The organism is Rothia sp. 27098_8_27 (assembly GCF_041432805.1).
GTDB lineage: Bacteria > Actinomycetota > Actinomycetes > Actinomycetales > Micrococcaceae > Rothia > Rothia mucilaginosa.
On record NZ_JAPWAJ010000001.1, the window covers coordinates 40,259 to 62,923 of the forward strand.

Annotated in this window: 18 protein-coding genes; 8 read left to right on the forward strand and 10 right to left on the reverse strand. The window is 56.1% G+C overall.

What is annotated here, in order from left to right:
- Nucleotides 1-139: 139 nt before the first annotated feature.
- Together O3675_RS00165 and dxs are read left to right on the forward strand one after the other, a co-directional pair.
- Entirely contained in the window at nt 140-1,804 is a 1,665-nt protein-coding gene (locus O3675_RS00165) for a class I SAM-dependent RNA methyltransferase (protein WP_371570133.1), read from the forward strand.
- Between the two features lie 225 nt (nt 1,805-2,029).
- Entirely contained in the window at nt 2,030-4,102 is a 2,073-nt protein-coding gene (dxs, locus tag O3675_RS00170; RefSeq protein ID WP_294458697.1) for a 1-deoxy-D-xylulose-5-phosphate synthase, read from the forward strand.
- A gap of 180 nt (nt 4,103-4,282) precedes the next feature.
- Here the strand turns inward: dxs and O3675_RS00175 are convergent, their stop codons facing one another.
- From O3675_RS00175 to O3675_RS00215, 9 genes are all read right to left on the reverse strand, one after another.
- Complete coding sequence (locus O3675_RS00175; protein ID WP_371570136.1) at nt 4,283-4,834, reverse strand: Rieske (2Fe-2S) protein; 552 nt, start codon at nt 4,832-4,834, stop codon at nt 4,283-4,285.
- A gap of 203 nt (nt 4,835-5,037) precedes the next feature.
- Nucleotides 5,038-6,303: an HRDC domain-containing protein gene (locus O3675_RS00180; protein WP_371570138.1), complete on the reverse strand. Its 1,266-nt coding sequence runs from the start codon at nt 6,301-6,303 to the stop codon at nt 5,038-5,040.
- A 213-nt stretch (nt 6,304-6,516) separates the two neighbouring features.
- Nucleotides 6,517-6,993, reverse strand: a complete 477-nt coding sequence (gene msrB / locus O3675_RS00185; protein ID WP_049352947.1) for a peptide-methionine (R)-S-oxide reductase MsrB — start codon at nt 6,991-6,993, stop codon at nt 6,517-6,519.
- 87 nt (nt 6,994-7,080) lie between these two features.
- A complete protein-coding gene (ybaK, locus tag O3675_RS00190) occupies nt 7,081-7,581 on the reverse strand; it encodes a Cys-tRNA(Pro) deacylase (RefSeq protein WP_005506356.1) in 501 nt (166 codons plus the stop codon).
- Nucleotides 7,582-7,830: 249 nt separating this feature from the next.
- Nucleotides 7,831-8,844: a YeiH family protein gene (locus O3675_RS00195; RefSeq protein ID WP_371570141.1), complete on the reverse strand. Its 1,014-nt coding sequence runs from the start codon at nt 8,842-8,844 to the stop codon at nt 7,831-7,833.
- Between the two features lie 99 nt (nt 8,845-8,943).
- Complete coding sequence (locus O3675_RS00200) at nt 8,944-9,420, reverse strand: DUF6318 family protein (protein ID WP_314389611.1); 477 nt, start codon at nt 9,418-9,420, stop codon at nt 8,944-8,946.
- Between the two features lie 50 nt (nt 9,421-9,470).
- Nucleotides 9,471-10,214 (reverse strand): DUF6318 family protein, encoded by a 744-nt coding sequence (locus O3675_RS00205; RefSeq protein ID WP_371570143.1) that lies wholly within the window; start codon nt 10,212-10,214, stop codon nt 9,471-9,473.
- 180 nt (nt 10,215-10,394) lie between these two features.
- Nucleotides 10,395-11,192 carry a hypothetical protein gene (locus O3675_RS00210; RefSeq protein WP_371570145.1) on the reverse strand — a complete coding sequence of 266 codons (798 nt, stop codon included), beginning with the start codon at nt 11,190-11,192 and terminating at the stop codon, nt 10,395-10,397.
- 374 nt (nt 11,193-11,566) lie between these two features.
- The gene (locus O3675_RS00215; RefSeq protein ID WP_314074818.1) at nt 11,567-12,307 is read right to left on the reverse strand and encodes a DUF6318 family protein; all 741 of its coding nucleotides are present in this window, start codon (nt 12,305-12,307) and stop codon (nt 11,567-11,569) included.
- Between the two features lie 696 nt (nt 12,308-13,003).
- Between O3675_RS00215 and zapE the strand changes: the two genes are divergently transcribed.
- Nucleotides 13,004-14,053, forward strand: coding sequence for a cell division protein ZapE (gene zapE / locus O3675_RS00220; RefSeq protein WP_371570149.1), 1,050 nt, complete (start codon nt 13,004-13,006; stop codon nt 14,051-14,053).
- A gap of 125 nt (nt 14,054-14,178) precedes the next feature.
- Here the strand turns inward: zapE and cas3 are convergent, their stop codons facing one another.
- Entirely contained in the window at nt 14,179-17,328 is a 3,150-nt protein-coding gene (gene cas3 / locus O3675_RS00225; RefSeq protein WP_371570151.1) for a CRISPR-associated helicase Cas3', read from the reverse strand.
- A gap of 376 nt (nt 17,329-17,704) precedes the next feature.
- Here cas3 and casA point away from each other — a divergent pair, with 376 nt between their 5' ends.
- Genes casA through cas6e form a run of 5 tightly spaced genes read left to right on the forward strand, consistent with a single transcriptional unit; the run spans nt 17,705 to nt 22,573 of the window.
- Nucleotides 17,705-19,390: a type I-E CRISPR-associated protein Cse1/CasA gene (casA, locus tag O3675_RS00230; protein WP_371570153.1), complete on the forward strand. Its 1,686-nt coding sequence runs from the start codon at nt 17,705-17,707 to the stop codon at nt 19,388-19,390.
- Nucleotides 19,383-19,997 (forward strand): type I-E CRISPR-associated protein Cse2/CasB, encoded by a 615-nt coding sequence (gene casB / locus O3675_RS00235; RefSeq protein ID WP_049352942.1) that lies wholly within the window; start codon nt 19,383-19,385, stop codon nt 19,995-19,997. The genes casA and casB overlap by 8 nt, the downstream gene beginning before the upstream one ends.
- Before the next feature lie 28 nt (nt 19,998-20,025).
- A complete protein-coding gene (cas7e, locus tag O3675_RS00240) occupies nt 20,026-21,147 on the forward strand; it encodes a type I-E CRISPR-associated protein Cas7/Cse4/CasC (RefSeq protein WP_371570156.1) in 1,122 nt (373 codons plus the stop codon).
- A complete protein-coding gene (cas5e, locus tag O3675_RS00245) occupies nt 21,147-21,896 on the forward strand; it encodes a type I-E CRISPR-associated protein Cas5/CasD (protein WP_371570158.1) in 750 nt (249 codons plus the stop codon). The genes cas7e and cas5e overlap by 1 nt, the downstream gene beginning before the upstream one ends.
- Nucleotides 21,893-22,573 (forward strand): type I-E CRISPR-associated protein Cas6/Cse3/CasE, encoded by a 681-nt coding sequence (cas6e, locus tag O3675_RS00250; protein ID WP_371570161.1) that lies wholly within the window; start codon nt 21,893-21,895, stop codon nt 22,571-22,573. Before cas5e ends, cas6e begins: the two co-directional genes overlap by 4 nt.
- The last annotated feature ends 92 nt before the right edge of the window (nt 22,574-22,665 follow it).

The following is a 22,665-nucleotide window of genomic DNA, read 5'->3' on the forward strand; positions in this document are numbered from 1 at the left end:
TGCTTGAACACCCCGCATAGCGCCTGGACTTTGCCCTTTGCAGCCTATTTGGTGCCCCCTGCGGGGCGTCGGAATCGGAGTAAAGGTACAAATCGGTGTAAAATAGTTCACATTAAGTGATTCTTTAGGAGACAATGCTGTGACCCACACTGCTACCACGCCTGCCGCCTCCAACAACGTAGACGGATACAGCGTCGGGCAGACCCTCACCGTCACCTGTGAGGCACCCGCACACGGCGGCGCCTTCGTAGCGCGCACCGAACAGGGCGTCATCTTCGTGCGTCACGGCATCGTCGGCGAACAGGCAGAAGTGCGCATCACCGCAATCGGCCCCAAGCGCCGCTTCTACTTCGCAGATGTTGTCTCCGTACCCGTACCCTCCCTGGCACGCCGCCCCCACCCCTGGATCCAGGCGGATGCGCTCGCAACCGACGAGGAACGCGCCGCAGCAACCGGCGTACCCGAACTACTCGGCGGCATGGAATACGGCCACATCAGCCTGGCTGAGCAGCGACGCTACAAGACCGATATTGTCCGCACCCAAATCAACCGACTGGGTGGCCTGCCCCTCGAATCGCCCCTGCTGACCAACCTCATTGTTGAAGAGCTTCCCCTGCGCGATAACAACGAGGGCCTGTCCTGGCGTACCCGCGTGCGCTACAACGTGACCAAGGTCCGCACCCAGCCCGGCAACGATAAGGACGGCAACGAGCCCAGCGACCAGAAGAACAGCGGCAAGAAGAGCCCCGCCGTCACCTGGCGCATCGGCATGCACCCGTACCGCGCCTCCCAGCCCGTACCGGTCGTAGATTTCCCCCTCGCCGCACCCGAACTGCGCAACCTAGAGCTTGAGAAACTCAACCTGCGCGGCGTACGCGAAGTCGAGGCAACCGTCTCCTCCCGCGGCAGGGTCCTACTGCAGTTCATCGTTGACCCGCGCTTCTCCATCGAAGAAGTCGCCAAGGACATCGAACAGCAGGCAGCCGACGCCTGGGGACTGCTCGCCAAGCGCAAAATCTCCCTCTTCTTCACCCCGCAGTCCACCTCCAACGGCAAGCCCAAGCGCCGCCGCCCCGGCTCCTCCCATACCCCCTACCGCCGCGTACCCGAAGGCGACCAGCTACTCGGCGCGGGCCTGCGCTCCGTCACCGAAGAAGTCACCTTCGGCTCCCGCCGATTCAGCTACCAGGTGTCCGCCGGCGGCTTCTGGCAGATTCACCGCGCCGCCCCCTCCACCATGGTTGGAACCATGCTCACCATGCTCCGCCCGGAGGAAGGCGAATGCGCCCTCGACCTGTACGCCGGCGCGGGCCTGTTCACCGCCGCGCTCGCGGACGCCGTGGGCGCAACCGGTACCGTCGTCAGTATTGAGGGCTCCCCGGTGACCCATAAGGATGCCCGCTCGAACTTCGCGCCGGATGGTTGCTCCCGCACCGAGAACTCTGCGGACACCCGCATTGAGGTGATTCGCGGTGATGTGGCGCGCCACCTGGTGGACTTGAAGACCGCCCTTGAGTTTGGTGAAATCCCCGCTATTGATGCGGTGGTCCTTGACCCGTCCCGTGAGGGCGCGAACCGAACCACCTTGGAACGCCTGGATGCGCTGGACCCCAAGCGTATTCTGTACGTGGCGTGCGACCCGGCATCCCTGGGCCGTGACACCGGTATTTTGCGTGAGCTGGGTTGGGATATGGTGCAGCTTCGGGCGTTCGATATGTACCCGAATACGCATCACGTGGAGTCGGTGGCGCTTTTTGAGCGTGCCCCGGCGAAGCCTCGTCCGCGCCGCCGCCGCACCAAGTAGCGCGCAGCTAGTAGCCGTAACAAAGAAGCAAATAATCGCCGTGTTGGGCGGGTTGGGCTGTTGACCAGCCTGCCCACTAGGGGTTATTTCAGGCCGTTTTCGCTCAACCCGGTGCGTCTTGCTCTGCGGGCGCATAAATCTGCTTTTTGACACCGTAAACGGTAGAATCATTGAAGAACCAACGCACGGAATGAGCCGTGCCCCGACCTTGAGGAGTGTGGGTGTATGTCCGCTGAAAACGCATTGCCGCAGGAGGAGACCCCGAATAGCGCCGCCGGTGGCGCACCCACCGCCGACTACAGCATTGGTAATGGTGCCACTGCCAAGTTGCTCCCGGGTATTCAGTCCCCGGCGGACCTGCAGAACCTCAGCTACGAGCAGCTGGAGGAGCTCTCTAAGGAAATCCGTCAGTTCATCGTGACGAACGTGTCGGCGACCGGCGGTCACCTGGGCCCGAACCTGGGCGTTGTGGAGCTGACCCTCGGTATTCACCGCGTTTTTGAATCTCCCAAGGACAATATTCTTTTCGACACCGGCCACCAGTCCTATGTGCATAAGTTGGTGACTGGTCGTCACGCGTTTAAGACTCTGCGTCAGAAGGGTGGCCTGTCGGGTTACCCGGATCGTGGCGAGTCTGAGCACGACATTATTGCGTCTTCGCACGCCTCCAGCTCGATTTCGTGGGCTGACGGTATTTCTCGCGCGCACAAGCTCAACGGTGAAGATGACCGCTACACCGTGGTCCTCATTGGTGACGGCGCGCTGACCGGTGGCATGGCGTGGGAGGCTGTGAACAATATTGCTGCCGACCGCACCCGCAAGGTCGTGATTGTGGTCAACGATAACGGCCGCTCCTACGCGCCGACCATTGGCGGTTTCGCGAACCAGCTCTCTGAGCTCAAGCACGGTGTGCAGCAGCAGGTGGATCGCGTGCGCCTCGATCACCGCTACGACCACGCACTGGATGCGGTGCGCATCGGTCTGCAACGTGGCGGCCCCGTCGGTCAGATGGTGTACCGCGGCCTGCACGGTATGAAGGCGGGCATTAAGGACGTCGTCGTACCCAAGGGCATTTTTGAAGACCTGGGCATGAAGTACGTGGGCCCGATTGACGGCCACGACCAGCAGGCTGTGGAGAACGCACTGACCGCGGCGAAGAACTATGCCGGCCCGGTGATTGTGCACGCCATTACCGAGAAGGGCCACGGCTACGCGCCCGCCCGCGCTAATGAGGACGACCAGTTCCACGCGGTGGGCCAGATTGACCCGCTGACCGGTGAGGATGTTTCGACCAGCACCTCCGAGTCGTGGACCGGTGTCTTTGGCAGCGAAATCGCAGATATTGCGGATGAGCAGGAGAACGTCGTCGGTATTACCGGCGCGATGCTCATTCCCGTGGGTCTGCGCGAATTCCAGAAGCGCCACCCCGAGCGCGTTATTGACGTAGGTATCGCTGAGCAGCACGCCGTGGCGATGAGCGCCGGTCTGGCGTACGGCGGCATGCACCCGGTGGTTGCCCTCTACGCAACCTTCCTGAACCGCGGCTTTGACCAGCTGCTCATGGACGTTGCCCTGCACAAGGCGGGCGTGACCGTGGTGCTGGACCGCTCCGGCATTACCGGCCCGGATGGTGCAAGCCACCACGGCATGTGGGATTTGGCGATGCTGCAGTTCATTCCCGGCCTGCACCTGGCGGCTCCGCGTGATGGCGCGACCCTGCGCGAAGAGCTGCGTGAGGCTGTAGCTATCAACGACGCACCGACCGTGATTCGCTACCCGAAGGGCTCCGTGGGCGAGGATATTCCCGCCCTGGAGCGCCGCAGCGATGGCGTGGACGTGCTGGCACGCACCGGTGAACCCCACCCGGAGACCGGTCAGCGTGACGTGCTGTTCGTTGCCGTGGGCGCTATGGCTCGCGTGGCTCTGGAAGCCTCCAAGGTGCTTGCCGCCGAGGGCATCCAGTCCACCGTGGTTGACCCGCGCTGGGTGATGCCGGTGCCGTCTTCGGTCGTTGAACTGGCTCGTGATCACCGCATTGTGGTGACCATTGAGGACGGCGTGCGTTCCGGTGGTGTGGGTTCGCGCATCCGCCAGGAAATGCGTGCGGCTGGCGTGGACACTGCGCTGAGCGAGCTGGGTCTTCCGGCGGAGTTCATTCCGCACGCTTCTCGCGAGCAGATTCTGGAGGAGGTCGGCCTGACCGCGGAAACCATTATCGCGGATCTGCGTGCGCAGCTGGCTGGCGATAAGGTTCCGTTCGCCCGTGAAGAGGGTCAGAAGCCGCGCCACACCCGCTAAGCGGTCGTACCTGAGTGCCGCCTGAGCTTCTCTTAGTAGCGCGCCGCAATAGCAGGCATCAGTAGCGGGTACCATAAGACAGCACAAAGCCCCGCCCATCACGACTGATGGGCGGGGCTTTGCTGTGCGCAGGTCTCGCTGTATGGAGGTTTTGCTGTGCGTAGGTTCTGAGCCGCCGGTTTAGGAATTCCCGGTCCCGCTGACGAAAATTTTGCCGCCCTTCACCTGCACCGGGTAGCTGGTCAGCGCCTCCTTTGCAGGGCCGTGCACGACTGAGCCGTCAGATACAGCGAACTCGGAGCCGTGGCAGGGGCACACGATGCGGTTGGAATCTTGCACCTGCACCTGGCAGCCCTGGTGGGTACAGACGGTGCTGAACGCCTTATACTCACCCGAAGACGGCTGGGAGACGATCACGGTCGTGGAGCCGTGGGTCAGTCGTGCCGCCTTGCCCACGCCCACTGCGGAGGCAGAACCCACCTCAACGGTGCCTTCGGGGGCGGTAACGTTGGAGTCACCTTCAGCGCAGGAGGCGAGCAGCGCACCGGATGCGACGGCACCGGTGACGAGGGTTGTACGGCGGGAGAAGACGCGAGCAGAAGACTCAATCTCGGCGGTAGCTGCTGCGGCATCGACGGCATTAGACTCAACTGCGGCAGATGCAGTAGCGCCAGATGCGGCGGGGGAGGCGCATGCCTTCTGAGAGCGGCAGCATCCGTTGGGTGCGGGCATGGTGGTTCCTTTCGTGTACTCTCTCCACCCTATGCCGGTTTGGGACAAAAATCGAATGAGAGCAGGCTAAGCTTGGTTCGCGCTTGCTCCCGAGGTAAATACTCCCGAAGCAAACGTTCCCGGGGGCGAAGAAAATGCCGGTCGGGTGGTTGCATCAGCAACACACCCAACCGGCACACGCATCTATTCAACGTTAGAGAAATCTACCCCAGGTGGCGGGCAAAAATCGGCGCAATCACGGGGGCAACCAGACCCGTCTGCCACGAACGCGCACCGTACTCGGTGAGCGCATCCCGCAGGGTCTGCTCGTCAAAACGATCCGGCGGCTCCCAGCAGAGGCGGCGAACATAATCGGTCGTGATCAGGTTCTGCGCCGGAATGGTCAGCTCCTCCGAGAGCTCATCAATTGCCTGACGAACCTCGGTGAACAGCGCCAAGTTCTCGGGGCGCTTAGACTCCCAGGCCTTCAACGGCGGCGGGGCAGTTGACGGCAAAGTGAACGGTACGGCGTTCTCACCACGTGCCGCCGCGGCAATAGCACGCACCCAGCGCGGGCCCTCACGACGCAAACCACGCGTCTGAAAACCGGGAATCGCCATGATAGCGGGCACGTTACGCGGCATGGTGCGTGCCGCCTCCACAATCGCAGAGTCGGGCAGCAGACGCTTCGCGTCTACGTCCTTCTTACGCGCCAGCGAGTCACGCTCAAGCCACAGGTTACGCAGCGCCGTCAGCTGCTTGACCGAACGTAGCATCGTGCGGCCCTTCGTCTTACGCCAACGCTCCGGCTGATCCGTCGGATCCTTCACCGGGGTCTTGCACAGGTACTCGAACTCCTCCAGAGCGTACTGCAGCTTACCCTGCTGGCGGAGCAAATCCTCCATTGCGTCACGCAAATCAATGAGCACGTCAACGTCCAGCAGCGCATAGTTCAGCCAGGACTCCGGCAGGGGACGGCGCGACCAGTCTTCCTTCGAGTGCTTCTTCGCCAGCTTATAGCCGAGCAGCTCCTCAACGGTCGCACCCAGGTTCACGCGCTCCAGACCGGCAAGACGCGCACCAAGCTCCGTATCAAACAGACGGTTCGGGCGCATACCGAGCATGTCCAGGCTCGGGAAGTCCTGAATCGCGGCGTGAATAACCCACTCAGCATCCGCCAGAGCATCGTTAATAATGCGCAGATCCTTGAACGCCTCAGGGTCAATCAGGTACAGCTGATCTTCACGCTTGAGCTGCACCAAAAAAGCACGCGAACCGTAGCGGATGCCCTGGGCACGCTCAGTATCAACAGCCACCGGGCCGGACGCCGCCGCCAACCGCTCAGCGGCACGACGCAACCCGCTTTCCGTATTGATAAGGGTCGGAATCGGTGCGGAAGGGGTCTCCAGAGGAACAACGTCCGGAACTTCGATACCGTTAAGGGTCAGCTGAGGGGTGCCTGCGGCATTCTGTTCAGCTGCGGTACTCATGCACTCAATCCTTTTCCTCTGTCTGATTCGACGCGCCCATACGATGCGCCAGATGCCCGGGTAGGCGCACGCCCGAGCAAACATGAGCCCGGGCGGGGTGGCGTGCCCGCGAAGGCACTACGCCATTCTACCCGCCCGAGCGTAAAGCCTCGAATTTAGAGAGACTCACAATAAGGGGTTCACCGGCGTGCCCGATAGGGCTCTCGCCGGGCTTTATTCGGCGGCTTCCGCCTCGTCAGCTGGCGCCTCGTCAACCGGAGTATCACCAGGCTGTGCTTCACCAGCCGGGGCCAGCGTCAGACACACCGAATTAATGCAATACCGCAAATCCGTGGGAGTCGGGTAGCCCTCACCCTCAAACACGTGACCCAGGTGCGAATCGCAGGCGGCGCAACGCACCTCCACGCGGCGCATACCGAACGTCGTATCCTCCAGGTAACGCACACGGTCCTCAGCCAGCGGCGCGAAAAACGACGGCCAACCACAATGCGAATCGAACTTCTGATCGGAACGGAACAGCTCCGTACCGCAAGCACGGCAAGAATACACACCCTCCGTGTGGGTGTTCCAGTACTCGCCCGTGAACGCGCGCTCGGTGCCGCCCTCACGCAGAACAGCGTACTCTTCAGGCTTGAGGACTTCACGCCAGTTCTTGGCGATAGCACCCACGCCAGGTAGCGAATTGCCCATCATGACTCCTTCAGTTTGCTCTCATGCCCAGGCTCTTACGGTATATGTAACGCCGCGGCCGGGCGGATTATTCCCGCTGAGCGCGGACTAAGCGCGGATGTCAGCGTACTTGCCGTTGGTGAGCTTCAGCAGGTCGTCCGGGGCGAGCTCAACGTCCAGGCCGCGCTTACCGCCAGAGACCATGATCGTGTCAAAAAGCTGCGCAGACTCATCGAGCAGGGTGGGGGAGGGGGTCTTCTGGCCCAGCGGAGAAATACCGCCCACTACGTAGCCGGTGCGGCGCTCAGCGACCTTCGGGTCGCACATGGAGGCGCTCTTCCAACCCAGGGCCGCCGCGGCAGCCTTAATGTTCAGCTTGCCAGAGACCGGCACGATTGCGACCGCGAAATCCTTCTCGTGCACGATCAGCAGGGTCTTGAACACCTGCTCCTCGGAGGCACCGAGGTTCTTCGCGGCTTCTTCACCGAAGGAGGTGACGCCCTCAACGTGCTCGTATTCACGCATCTGGAAGGGGGTGTTCGTCTCGGTCAGCAGTGCTACGGCGGCGGTTGCTGCGCCGCTCTTCTTACCTTTAGTTTTCTTAGCCATACAACCATTTTACGGAAGTCGCCATACGCCGATACCTATGCGCTGATACCTATGCGCCGAGAAGCCACATGTGTTTCGAAAAGCCACTTCTTTGGTGGCTTTTCGAAACACATGTGGCTTCTCAATGGTTATGGGGTTATTTCAGTAACCCTTTTTCCTTCAGCTGCTCTTGAGAAAGCGAGCCAACGACAGTCCAAAATCCATCTGATTTGTCTACGTTCTGAGGTAGCCTTTAGGCTCCCTTTTTTCTTAGTAAATACCGATGAGTAATTGCATGCCAAGACTAGTCAGGATGATAGCAATCCAGCAAAGGGCTCCAAGAAGAATGGATTTTCCACTGGATTTGATCATAGCAATGAGGTTGGTTTTGAGACCAATAGCACTCATAGCCATGATGATGAGGAATATGGAGAGTTGTTTGAGAGGTGAAAAGAAGCTAGTGCTGACACCGAAAGATGTGAGAAGAGTAGTTAGCAGAGAAGCTAGGATAAAGTAGAGAATGAAAACGGGGAAGATTTTTTTAAGCTTCACTCCTTGGTTGTCGCCTTGTTGACGGCTTTGCCAATAATAGGAGAGGAAGAGAACGATAGGGATAATAGCTAGAGTACGTGTCAGCTTGACAATAGTTGCAGGCTCAAGAGTGTTTGCATTGTAAAGACTATCCCAGGCACTAGCAGTAGCTGTCACAGAGGAAGTATCGTTGACCGCAGTACCCGCAAAGAGAGCAAAACCTTCGTTGGAAAGATGGAGCCAAGAACCTAGAGTTGGAAAGATAAGAGCTGCCAAGACATTGAAGAAAAAGATAACAGAAATGGCTTGGGCTACTTCTTTTTCCTTGGCGCGAATAACAGGAGCAGTCGCTGCAATGGCAGAACCGCCACAGATAGAAGATCCAACTCCAATCAAGGTAGCTAGCTTTGTATCAAGCTTAAAAAAGCGTTGGAAAAAGAAAGCTATAATCAAAGCAATTGAAATAGTTGAAAGGATAACAGGAAGGGAAGATTTTCCAACTTCGAAAACTTGTGAGATATTGAGTCCAAACCCAAGCAAAATAACAGCATACTGAAGCAGTTTTTTAGAGCTATAAGTCAAACCGGCATCCAGTTGTGTATAGGAAGTGAGAAAGGGATGGAGAATCATTCCGATAAAAATGGCGAAAACAGGTGCTCCCACAACAGGCAGAAATCCTCCTAAAACCCAAGAGATGATAGAAATGATCAGACAGACTGACAGTCCTGCCCAATTTTTTGATAGAAATGACATAAAAACCTCCGAAAATAAATACTTCTTATTATAATCTTTTCTGTCAGAAAAGTAAATTAGAAAGTAGGAATACAGACCCAGCCCGGGGAGCGCACCACCTCACCCTCCGCGCTGATAAAGGCCCTCGATATCCTTGAGGAACTTAATATCCTTCTCGTAGGTATCCAGCATATAGGGCCATACATACTGCATGTCACCGGTCTGAATGGCGTAGTTATGGGAGGCAAGCCAATCCTTCATCATGCGGTAGAGGCCTTGTTCAGTCTCAGGGTACTGTGCGGGTTCCTTGCGGGGTTCCTGGACGTTCTGCGCAGGACCGTACTCGTCGGCCTTGCGGTACTCTCCGTCAGGAGCTTTAGAATTACCTGAATACCCGCGAGTGACTCGCGGAGTAGCACTCGCCGAGGGTGATTCAGAAGCTGCCGCAGAATCCGAAGCGGTTTCGCTCGGCGCTGCAGATGCGGTAGCAGTCGCCTCGTTATTAGCTTGCTGACCGCACGCCGCAAGCAGGGCACCAAGGCCCATAAGTGCGCCGCTACCCAGCAGAGTACGGCGGGTAAGAAAAACGGAAGTCATGGAAAAATACATTCCTCGTATCGGCGTGGTATGTGAATCAAAAGAAAAGGCTATTTATCGTTTTGCAATTCTTCGTCTGATTTACTTCCAACAATCTTCCAATAACCATCAGAATAGGTGAAGAGGAAGTAGAAAGTATCGTCACTGGTGTCAGTGTTAGCTTCCATATTCAATGTACCGTCGGGTTCTACATACATAACGGTGCTCCAGAACCGGCGATGCAACATGCGGTACTTTTTCTTCGCCTCATCGTAGATGAGCGGGCCTTGAGGTTGGTAGCTGTCCAGCCCGTCAACGGTCCATCCGCCGCGCTGGTAAAGACTCTCGATGTACTGGTAGAACTCGTATTCTTCAGCGTCTTTCGTGATGTACTTGAACGCGTAGGAGCAGTCACCGGTCTGGATGGCGTAGTTATGGGAGACAAGCCAGTCCTTCATCATGCGGTAGAGGCCTTGTTCGGTCTCAGGGTACTGTTGCGGCTCGGCTTTCGGAAGAGGAACATTCTGCGCAGGGCCGTAACCATCAGCTTTGCGATACTCGCCATCCGGGGCTTTGGAATTGCCCGAATATCCACGAGTCACAACAGGCTTCGGGGTGGTTGAGACCGAAGCAGATGCAGACTCAGATGCCACTGCAGACGCCGAAGCGGTCTCGCTCGGAGCAGTGGTCGATGATGCCGAGGCGGCTGCCGCCTCGCTATTTGCCTGCTGGCCGCAGGCCGCAAGCAGGGTGCCAAGACCCAGTAGTGCACTGCCGCTCAGCATTGCGCGTCGGGTAAAAATGGTGGAAGTCATGGAATTGTATTCCTCGTATCGGCGTGAAGTGTGAATAAGAGAGCTGGTTAGAAACCGGAAGACTAACCAGCTGAAGGGAAGAACCCCGATAGCTGAGAAGCCACATGTGTTTCGAAAAGCCACGAAAGAAGTGGCTTCTCGGCGAACATGTGGCTTCTCAGCGTAAGACCCGCGGGGGCTCTACATGTCGGGCCAGTCACGGTGCAACGAATACTCCGTATCCCCGTCACCGCTGTCGTTCAGGTGCCAACGCTGACCGGTACGAATATCGGCCTTACGCAGGCGCGGGTTCGGGTTATCCTTCTTACCCATCGTGGGGTCATTCTTGCAGCCCCAACGAGTATCGTCTTCATCGCAGGTGCCACCGACGCGTCCCACATCAACCCACCACACACGAATCAGCAGCGGATCGACAGTTTCCTTCGTCAACACGACATCCAGAGCCTGCCAATCGCCACCGTTCACACGGAAACGACCAGAGTAAGACACCGTCGCATAGGCATGGAAATTGCCTGAACGCTTATAGACATAACTGGTCGCGGTCTTGCGTGACTCTTCACCACGTGCCCTGCTAACCGGCTTACCCATCGTGTAGAAGCTGCCCTCGTCACCGTTGCCGTACTGGATGGTCATCTGGGTGGGGTAGGATTCCATTTCCACGTGGCCGATCATGAGGTCGCCTTCCCATCGTGCGGTGGGTGCGTCGACGTAGAAGTTGACGGCCTGGTTCTTGTAGACGTTGGGGTTGTCTTCGCCCTGACCAGAGCCAAGGTTATAGGACTGCTTCAAAACAGGAGCTTGGATATCGGTTTTAGCGAATTGGTCCTCAACTTCTTGGAGCATTTCTTCAGGAGAAGGGCCCTTGGGTTGTTCGGGGTTATTCGAGGTCAGCGTTTTGGTGTCGTTGGGTACGCAGTAGTGGCCGCCAACATGGTTGGGGATTTTGTAGGCGTTATCTCCCTGAGGTAGAGATCCCATGACGTAGTGGCCAGGACGCTTATCTTGCGTATAACATTCAATACCTCCATTGGCCTGTGCGCCGCTTTTTGGGAAGTACATTTTTTGACCGCTGCCATCTCGCATCTCAACGGTTCTCTCTCTAAATTCTTCTTCTGCATTTTTCGTGTCAGCTACAAGAGTCGCATTGTCAGTCTGTGAATTGCTTGTGCTGGTATCTCTCTCGCCTTCGCCTGAAGGTCTGGGAGGAGGAGCCGGTGTTGAAGTTTCGCCAGGAAACCGTACACAATGCCCGTCAGGGTTCTGACACTCTGCCGCGTTAGCTATAGTAAAAGAGCTTAGACAAAACAACGCGGTACACAATAAGAGATTAGCAGGTTTGATAAGCTTGAAAATCATTTCTTCAGAATCCCTTTATTGACCAGATCGCTCTGAGAAAGAGTGTTTACAATTTTCCAGTATCCATCGTTAAAATTAAGAATAAATGCACAAATATCATCATCATCCGCTGTATTTTTATTAGTGGTTGTTTGCCCATTAGTCTCAACATATGTGATGTAAGTCCATAGGTGGCGTGTTATCAGCATGTACTCTTTAGTATCTGAGTTGAAAGTAAAGGCCCCTTCCTGCTGGTAGCCGTCGGTTCCTTCGATAACCCATCCACCGCGCTGGTATAGCCCCTCAAGATAGTCATAGAATTTATACTCTTGTGTATTTTTTCCCATATACATTCGTGCATAACTACAATCACCGGTCTGGATTCCGTAGTTATGAGACTTCAGCCAATCCTCCATCATGCTCTGCATTCCTTCTTCGGTCTCAGGATACTGAGCAGGCTCATTACGGGGCTTGGGGACGTTCTGTGCAGGGCCGTAGCCGTCGGCCTTACGGTACTCGCCGTCGGGTGCTTTGGATTGCCCTGAGTATCCGCGAGTAACCTTTGGTTTAGGGGTGGCGCTCGCCGAAGGCGACTCAGATACCGCCGCAGACGCCGAAGCCGACTCGCTCGGCGCTGCGGAGGCGACGGCTACCGCCTCATTGTTAGCCTGCTGGCCACACGCCGCAAGCAGGGCCCCCAGGCCCACAAGTGCGCCGCTACCCAGCAGGGTACGGCGGTTAAAAATGGTCGAATCCATAGAAGATACGCTCCTATCATCGGTGACGGTGTGATATATGTGCATGTCGGGTAGCTTTTTACAGGTCAAACTGACCACCGGAAGGAAAACAGCCCCGTAGCGCTCCCAACAAACGCATCAATGCGCCGCGGAACACTACAGTTACCACCCTACCGCATCTTTGTGTCTATTTGCGTTGCTTTGAGTGCAATAGTATCTGAACGTCATTATTCGGACATATCAATGCTTTATGTATCAAATAAATCTACACTCGCGGAGGCGCCGCCCCTGCAGAATTTGTGCCATGGTTTAGCGTCTTCGACCATGGTTTTTAACTACGACCAAAGACACTAACCTATGGCACGAATCCGTAACCCATTACCGAATTTGGGTCTGCGTCGGATATATGGGCGGGAGTCGGTAATGACTTAGTGTTTTCGGTAATAGGTTAGTGACTTCAGGCTGGGGTTTTAACCACCTCCAAAGACGCTAAGTCATGACTGAAATTGCTAAGTCATGACCGAATCTCCACCGGTGCTGAGCAGCACCTCCACTGGCACTGAGCGGCCTAAACAAAACAGAGCGGCCCCGCACCCCACCCCATTCCCTCCTCATGCCCGTAATGTGGCGGGCAACTCATGCGGCTCACGCGGGGTGTTAGACAGTACTACACTTAAAGCGGAAGTCACATCGCCGTCACTGAAGAAAAGAGTTTTTGTGCCCACCACGACCGTACACTTGACCGACCGCATCCCTCGCGTTTCTGCTGATGAGTTGCTGGCGGGTTTCCGCCCCTCTGAGCGTTTTGGTGAAGTGTCTTTTGATAGCTACATTCCTGATCCGAATCAGCCGTCGCAGGCTGAGGCTGTGCAGAAGCTGAAGGATTTTGGCGACAAGATTAATGGTGGCGGCGCTGGTGCCGGTTTCTTTGGTCGCCTGTTTGGCGGCAAGAAGAAGGATTCGACGAAGGCTGGCCTGTACCTTGACGGCGGTTTTGGTGTTGGTAAGACTCACTTGTTGGCGTCGCTGTGGCATTATGTGGATGGCCCGAAGGCGTTCGGTACTTTTGTGGAGTACACGAACCTGGTGGGTGCGTTGACGTTCCGTAAGACGGTTGAGGCGTTGAGCAGCTATAAGCTGGTGTGTATTGACGAGTTTGAGCTGGATGATCCGGGTGATACTGTGCTCATGTCTCGTCTGATGCGTGAGCTGGCGGATGCTGGCGTGAAGCTTGTGGCGACCTCGAACACGCTGCCTGGTGCGCTGGGTGAGGGCCGTTTCGCGGCTGAGGATTTTAAGCGTGAGATTCAGGTGCTTGCTTCGCAGTTTGAGGTGCACCGTGTGGATGGTGAGGATTTCCGTCACCGTGGTCTGCCTGCCGCACCGGAGCCTGTTGCTGATGACGCGTTTGATGCGAAGGTTGAGGAAGTGTTCGGCGGCCAGACTGTTGGTGTTGATAACTTCGCTGACCTGGTGGAGCATTTGGCGAAGGTGCACCCGTCGCGTTACCGTCAGCTGATTGATGGCCTGGATGGTATTGCGTGGCGTGATGTTCAGCCGATTACTGAGCAGTCGGTGGCGCTACGTTTTGTGGTGTTGGCTGACCGCCTGTATGACAAGGACTTGCCGATTGTTTCTTCGGGTGTGCCTTTTGACAAGGTGTTTACTGAGGAGATGCTGGCTGGTGGTTATCAGAAGAAGTATTTCCGTGCGGTGTCTCGTTTGACTGCGTTGGCTCGTGAGGGCATGCTCGGCGAATCTGAGTAGCCGCCGCCTGACGCTGCGAAACCGCGCAGCGTGAATGCGTGAACTGCGCCGAAAAGTTTTATATGCAAAAGGCCCCCGCTGGATGCTCCACGAGAGGATCCGGCGGAGGCCTTTGTGCGTCTTGGCTAGTCTTCGTTATCAAGCTTGAAGCTCTGCAGACCTAGCTTGGTGGTGTACACCAGTTCGTAATCGCAGAGTTCGTACGAGTACACGCCTGCTTCGACCTCTTCGAAGGGCAAGATGAGCTGCCCCTCCAGCATGAATGACTTCTGCCAGTTTTCGATGCGTTCCTTTTCCAGCTGGTCGAGTGCGGCGTCGAATCGGAGTTTTCTGCCCTTGATGCGGTGGTTGGGTGCATCTGAGTATTGGTAGGGGAGTCGAATCGATGAAGCTGCAAGTTGCATGCTCTGCCAGTAAGTCAGTGGATCATCGGCTGAAGCGTCAAAGCGGAGAGAATCAGCTTCGTCGGAGCTGTTGATGGAAGGCAAGAGTTGGTAGTTTACAATCGCGCTCTTGGGGTTACCCGGATGGTTCCGTTCCACAACGATTGCGATAACTTCCAAGGATGCGTCGGTGTCGCGAACCTTTGCCTCGCCGATTTGGTCGTCAGAGAAGCGCAAATCGTCAGGCTTAAGAAGGCGATTCATGCAGTCCGCCATGGTGTACTGTTCACCATGAGGTGCACAGAGCAGATAGCCTTTAGCTCGGACCTTGGCTAGTTCCTTACCCTTATCGCACTCCTGTTTGGCGCTCTCGTAGACTTCTGCCCAGGCTTCCGGAATCTCAGCAGACGCATTTTCCTGGTAGGTCTTCTGCACCAGTGGACTGATGTCCGCAGGAATTCGAATAGGTTCACCGTCGAAGTGGGGGAGTAGCTGCGCGTAGCTGCTGAGCAGAATCATCGGCTCATAGACTGCCTTGGACCCACGCGGGAAGTCGGGTGCCTCAACGTGCGAGCCGAACGTCTCAACTCCTCGCACGTAGCACACCGGCTTACGGTATGCGGGGGTGCGTTCTGAGCTGCTGCGGCTATCGTGACGGTGCAGACGTCCCATACGCTGAAGCACCAGGTCAACCGGCGCGAAGTCGGTAATCATTACGTCAAAGTCCAGGTCAAGCGACTGTTCGATGACCTGCGTACCCACCACAATGAGGCGGTGCGGGCGCGAAGAATCCTCCCCGTCAGCTTTGCTGTAGTGCGCCTTCTTGCCGAGCTTTGAGACAAGGAATTCCTCTTGCTCGGCGCGGTGCGTGGCGGTAAAGCGAGAGTGCGTGAGGATTACGTGCTCTTCACCGAACCGTTCACCCAGGAATGCGTGCATTTCCTGGGCTCGTCCAACGGTGTTGCAGATGACTGCGGCGCATCCGTGGTCGTTGGCGAGCGGTTCGAGTACGTTCAGGACGCTTTCGGGACTGTCGTCAATGAGCTTCAATTCGATTTCGGTTTGGTCTACGGGCTGTTCAACCTTCCATTTCTTAGGGCTCCCGTTGTCTTCGGTGGTGAGCGTGTGAATGACGGGGTAATCCAAATCAAGAGAAGAATTTTCAGTCACGGCAGGTGCTGAAGGCGCTTGGCCCTTTGCAAGATTCGCCATCATTCGAGCCAGAATGTCATTATTCTGCGGTGCAGAAACAGAATCAGTTACCTTGTTCGGTTCTGTTCCAACCTTTAGACCCTTGGCATAGCTCTCCATAAGATCATCACGAGTAGCTGACGGCAGGGTTGCCGACATGAGAATGACGGGCGCATTCATCTGACCCAGCCAGTAGAGCGCAGCAGAAAGATACCGGCTCATATACGCATCGTAGGCGTGAACCTCATCAATGATGATGACCTTAGATGCAAGCCCTAGGTATCGGAGCATCACATGCCGTGCTTGCAGAGCGGTCATGAGAACCTGGTCGATGGTGCACACAACGAAGCTGGAGAGAAGCCCCTTCTTCGTACCGCTGAGCCAGCTGTGCCGGGCGAGAGACGTTCCGGGACGCAGCGTTTTTCGATTATTTTCTCGCCCGGGGGTAGAGGATTCGTCGAAAATATCTGCCTTGGAGAGCGCCTCGTAGGACTTGTTGAACCGGTTTTTGGAGTGGCCCAGGAACATGGAGTGCGGCTCAATAGGCCCGCCCTGTTCTTGTGCCACATTGTTTGTCTGGTATTTCACCCATTCGATAACACGGTCAAAGAGGGCATTAGAAGTTGCCTGGGTTGGTGCTGCGAAGGCTACTCCGGTGCGACCGGTCGCCTGCGCAAGGAACTCTGCAGCGATGAGGCCAGCTTCAGTTTTACCCTGACCCATCGGTGCTTCGATGCACATCATGCCGCCGCTTTGCATAGAGCGTGCTGCTTCGACGACGACTTCCTGCATGGGGCGTAGGGTCGGGTTGTTCCAGCCAAAGCGGGATGCGTAGAGATCAGCAGCAGGGGTGTCGGGGTTAGTATCCAACGCAGCAGTCCATCGCTGTTCAAGCCCGAGAGCCTGCCAGCCGACGCGCGCTCGCTGTACCTGTTCGGCTGAGCCGAAGGTGCCCATGGGGAAGAAATCAGGGTTTGAGGCAATCCAGTCTGACATGATGACGAAACCGGTGATGCAGAACTGCACGGAGACGGGGATAGTCTGTCCGCGCTGTGCCAACTGATGCAATGCCGAGGATGCGCCAAAGCGTTCCAGAGTGATGTCGTAGAGTTCTTGCCAGGCGGCATGCCATTTGGGGGAGAGACGCTCCAAAATGACGTTGCTTAGGTCTGCTGAATTAGCGAGATATTCTGCGGGTGTGCCGTGGTGCGCGCCGGAAATGCTTGCGAGAGTTTCAGCAACTTCACTCGGCATGCCTTCAATGTTGCTGGTGAGCAGGTGAATGAGGATGCTCTGGCTGTATTTGCTGTGGGGGCATCGTAAGCCGCTAACGGGGGTTACGAGGTCTTCAGGAAACTCAAAGTCCTGCTGCTCGATACGCTGACGGTACACGGCGAGGTTTTCGTCGCGCCGTGCATCGAGCTGCCCAGAGAACTCAGGGGTTGCTTTACCCATATCGTGGGTGGCGGCGAGCCAGCATACGAGCGCGCGCGTATCTTCCATGGAGAGATGGAGATGCTCACTGAATCGTTTCTGTAGACCGGGCGCGAGCCATGTGTCCCAGAGTCGGGCGGCAACAGAACCGGCATCGAGCATATGCTGAACGAGGGAGAGACCGCGGGTGGGGGAGCCCTTGTCTCCTGTTTTTGCCCAGAACGATGCCGTTTCAGGTGTTGAAAGGTACTCAGGGGCGGGTGCCATGATTCTCCTTAGACGGTAGACTAGTGCGTACCTCGCTGCGGTACGAGGCGTATGTTCCCCGAAGCAGACGGGGATGAGCCAATGCAGTTTTTGATAGTTGGTTTGAGATGTTCCCTGCGTCAGCGGGGATTCTGCTTCTCTTTCTAAAATTACCGTATCAAAAATTTATTAAACATGCAGTTTTTATAGTAGTTTTCTTGACTTAACCTTCTTGATGGTCCTATGATGAACTCAACAAGCCAATGAAGGCTCTTCAGAGAACCTCCTGACAAGGCTTAATTACCTGGTCTACTCTCATTGTGGACCAGAGTCCGTTATTATGCTCGCTTGTTCGTCATTCGACAGGGAGCTGATTTCAAAGAAGAAAGGAGTGGGAATGGTTGTCATGGAAGAACCTAGGTTCAATCTTGTAGATGAAGCATGGATCCTTGCACGGCTTAAGTCAGGCGAAGTAGTCGAGCTGTCTCTGCGCGATTATTTCAAACGGGTGTATGAGATTGACCGGATTCAATCGGATAACCCGCTGACGGATACTGCAATTTTTGGTGTCGTGCTCGTGATTTTTGCTCGTGCATCCTTCCTTGCAGACAGTATCGATACCTCTAATGGTCCGGCCCAATGGATTCGCCAGATGCGTGAGCCTGACGCTAATAACCTGGCTGCTGTTCTGGGATACCTTGAAATTTTCAAGGATTGTTTCTGGTTGGTAGGCGGCGAGCGCCCCTTTATGCAGGTGCATGATTTGCATACGGCAAAGGGGGACACGAAGCCTGTTAGTCGCTTGGTTTTGGATTCTGAAAGCGAGTACTTCTCGCAGCGGGCTGAGGCGGCATTGAAGTTTCTGGGCTTTGCTGAAGCAGCTCGGTCTCTCGTAACGCTTCAGGCCTACGACTACTCGGGCATTAAATCTGGCGCAGTAGGTGACCCCCGCGTTAAGGGCGGCAAGGGCTATCCTCTGGGTGTTGGTTGGTATGGTGCCACTGGCAAGGTGATTGTTCACGGCGCCAACATGATGGAAACCTTGCTGTACAGCCTGGACTACGAGCAGTTGACCGATAAAGAGTCATTCGAACAAGACGTTCCAGTTTGGGAACGTGCTGAGCCTGATACCGCAGCACCGCGTGCATACACTGGTGGTCCTGCGGCTCAGTACAAGGACCAGCCGGTGCCCGCGAGCGGTATGTGCGAGATTTTGACCTGGCAGTCACGTCGCATCCGTCTGCATCATGACGGCAATCGTGTGACTTCGGTACTTATCTCCAACGGTGATAAGTGGCTTGATCGCAATACCTATACTGACCCTCTGACGGGGTATCGGTACAGCAAGAATCAGTCGTCAAAGACCGAACAGGTATGGATGCCGCAGACTCACGCGGCTGAACGTACCCTGTGGCGTGGTGCTGATGCTCTGCTGACTCGTCTTACCCCGGAATCTGAGAAGCAGAATAAGCCTGCTCCCGTGATTCGTCAGCTGGGTTCGGGAAGGTACTTCCCGACCGCTGCGGAGGTACAGGTTCAGCTGGTGGGTGTCGAATACGGTACCCAGAGCTCCATCATCGAGAACATTATTTCTGACTCTATGACTCTTGAGCTTTCTCTGCTGACCGATGAAGGCGTGAGTGCGTCCCAGATGGTTCGCGAGAACATCCAAACCACCATGGACGCGGCAATCGCTCTTGGACAGTTTGCTGGACAGCTTCTACAAGCGGCAGGCCGAGAATACGAGTTCCGTGCAGATGCTACTGAAGCTCTCCTGAACCGTATGGAAGATGCTTTCCGCCTCTGGCTTGCAGATCAGCGAGCATCGGAAGATATCGCTGAGAAAAAGAAGGAGTGGCAAAGCCGTGTACGTGCCGTAATCACGCAAGAATCAGACCTTCTTAAATACAACGCTGGCCCCAAAGCCATGCTGGGTACCTTCGGTAAGGACCCTGCTGGTAATGAAGTTCTCTACAATGTTGCGCGTGCGGAGCGCCTGCTACATGCTCGCCTGCGTAAGATTATTCCCCTGGCTTACCAGGACTCTACATCTCACTCTGACAAGGAGGAAACCAATGAGTGATTACACCGCGCAGGATGAGCTACAACGTTTCGTCGTGGCAAAAGTGATGCGCCTGTACCACCAGAAAAGTAACGGTGTCTCAGCAGCCACGGCTCAGCTTGCTCAGCTTCGCCGAGGTGTGGGTGCATCGCCCTTTCAGTACCCGGAACTCTTAGGAATCATCCTGGAAAAGGAAGATGGCACTGAAGGTATTCCTGAACAGTACCGAGGGAGGGGAGACCAGCCGAGTAATGCGGAGAGCGCTGCGTACACTGCTTTGACTCTTTTTGCTCTGCATCAGCAGTCGCAGAACCAGCCCATGCACGATGCAGAGGTTTCTTTTGGCAACGCGGTAGGCAAGCTGGTTGGCGACACCACAACGTCAATGAAGAAGCGTTTTGATTCTCTGCTGACCGCTCAGACGGAGAATGCTCGCCAGCATTACCTGCGTAGCCTGATTACTCTGCTTCGTTCCGAAGGTATTGCCTTCGATTACGGTCGATTTGCGGTGGATTACATGCGTCTTCTGAATCCTGCGACGCGTCAAAAGGTTATGTACCGCTGGAACCGCGACTTCTCCTACGGGCTCATCCCTGTTCGCGCTGCTGCGAGCAAAACCACTAAGTAACTATTACTCCTGAAAGAAGGAAAACATCATGACTACTTTCGTCGACATCCACGCCCTGCAGACCCTGCCCCCGTCGAATATTAACCGTGACGATACCGGCAGCCCCAAGTCCGCCTTCTTTGGCGGCGTTCAGCGTCAGCGTGTTTCCAGCCAGGCTTGGAAGTCCGTCATTCGCCGCGATTTTGAATCGCATCTTGACCGCTCGCAGCTGGGCGTACGTACCCGCCTGGTTGCTGACAAGGTAGTGGCGCGTATCTTGGAGCTTGCGCCCGAGTTCGATGCTGAGAAGGCTGAAACGGCTGTTGTTGCAGCTTTCAAGGCTGCAGGTATTACGCTCAAGGAACCTAAGGCGAAGGAAGGCGAAGAAGCAGGACGTCCTGTTTCTGGCTACCTGCTCTTGCTGAGCAACCAGCAGATTGACAAGTTGGTGCAGGCAATCATCGAAGCTAACGGCGAGAAGCTTCCCGCGAAGCAGGTTAAGGAAATCCTTGATACCAACCACAGCGTTGATATTGCTCTCTTCGGTCGCATGCTGGCGGATGCTCCCGATTTCAACGTTGATGCGGCTTGCCAGGTAGCACACGCTTTGAGCGTCCACGGTTCCGAACCCGATTTTGACTACTACACCGCAGTGGATGACGTTGTTCGTTCTTCGGATGACGCTACCGGTGCGGGCATGATTGGCACCGTTGAGATGGCGGCAAGCACCTTCTACCGCTACGCCAACATCAACCTGGACGCGCTGAACGCTAACCTGGGTGATGCTTCTGCAAGTGTTGAGGCAACCCTGGCGTTTGTCCGTTCCTTCATTAACTCTATGCCTACCGGTAAGCAGAACTCTTTCGCCGCACGCACCCTGCCTGACGCGGTTATCGTGACCGTTCGTAACGACCGCCCCATCTCCTACGTGAACGCCTTTGAGAAGGCTATCACCGAGGTTGAGGGCCGCCGCGTAGTCGCAGCTCGTGCGCTCGCATCTGAGGCTAAGAACATTGAAGAAGCATACGGTTACGAGCCGGTCGCTTCGTATGTTCTGGCTTTGGGCGACCTCAAGGAAGAACTGGCTGGTCTGGGTGAGTCTGTCACTCTGAAGGGTTTGCTGGAGTCCCTGGAAGCTCAGCTGACTGCTCTCACCTCTCAGGAGTCCTAATGCCTACCCTGCTCTTGAAGATGAGCGGGCCGTTGCAGTCATGGGGCACTCAGAGCCGTTTCCGTCGCCGTGATGCCGGACATGAGCCGAGCAAATCTGGCGTGATTGGAATGGTCGCTGCAGCCTTGGGGCGCTCGCGTAACGAGCCGGTTGATGACTTGGTTTCGTTGAAGTTCGCGGTGCGTACGGATGCCTCTGGTACCCTGATTCGTGACTATCAGACCGCTAAGAACTGGGCTAAGAGCCCGAAGGGCGCGGTTTCTCTTTCGACCCGCATGTACCTTTCTGACGCTGTTTTTGTGGTGGCTCTCGATGGGGAACGCGAACAGTTGGAGACTATCGAGTCTGTGCTGAAGAAGCCTGTATATCCTCTGTATCTTGGGCGGCGTGCATGCCCGGCTGGTTACGACCTTGTCCTGGGTATCCGTGAGGAGTCCGCTGAGGAGGCTCTGCGTTCGTTGGAGTGGCAGGTGCCTGAGTATCGTCGTAAGGATTTTCCGAGCCCGGTAGCGTTGCGCATCCTGCGTGATGCGTTGCCTGGAGAGCGTGGCGACTTGGTGCGGGATATTCCGGTGAGTTTCAGCCCGGAGTACCGTCAGTACGCTGCCCGTGAGGTGGTCACTGTGGAGCCTCTGGTATTGGAGAACCCTCATGGGCGGAAGCTTCACGCTACAGCCTCCTTGAGCGAGGAAGAATCTTCCGAGAGCCCTGCCGAACCTGATTTTTTGAATGTGGTGGTGGAAGCGTGACGTATTTTTCTCGTTTCATGATTAATCCGCAGCGTCGTGGCGCGTGGAAGTTGTTGCGTAGCCCGCAGGCTATGCATGCTGCTGTGATGGCGACTTTGCCGCCGGATACGGACTATTCCGAGGGTCGCATTCTGTGGCGTTTGGATGAGTCTAAGCATGCGCCGGTTCTGTACATGTTGAGCCCTGAGAAGCCTGATCTTTCGGCTCTTGTGGAGCAGGCTGGTTGGCAGAATCGCCCTGGTGAGAGTGCTCATTATGGTCGTTTGCTGGCGAAGCTGGAGAACGGTCAGGAATGGGCTTTCCGCCTTGCCGCGAACCCGGTGAAGCGTCATACGAATCAGCAGACGGGTAAGCGTGAGGTGTTCCCGCACGTGACTGTTGCCCAGCAGCAAGCGTGGATTCGTGAGCGTGCTCCGCAGTGGGGATTTGAAGTAATTCCTAGTGTTGAAGGTCAGGATGTTGAGGAGTGCCCGATGGTTTCTTCTCGTCAGGACCTTGCGTTTGCCCGCCGTAATGCTGATGGCAAAGTTGGTAAAGTGACTCACCGTAAGGCTCAGTTTGATGGTGCTCTTCGCATCACTGATGTTGAGCTGTTCCGTAAGTCTCTGCTCTCCGGTATGGGCAGGGGCAAGGCGTACGGCATGGGCCTTCTGACGTTGGCGCCTCTGTCCCGCTAGGTAATGCGGGTGAAGGGCGGGGGACTGTTCTGTGTGATGGTGCCCCGCCCTTTCTTTATTCACTCATATTTTTGTGCCGATGCTGGCACGCT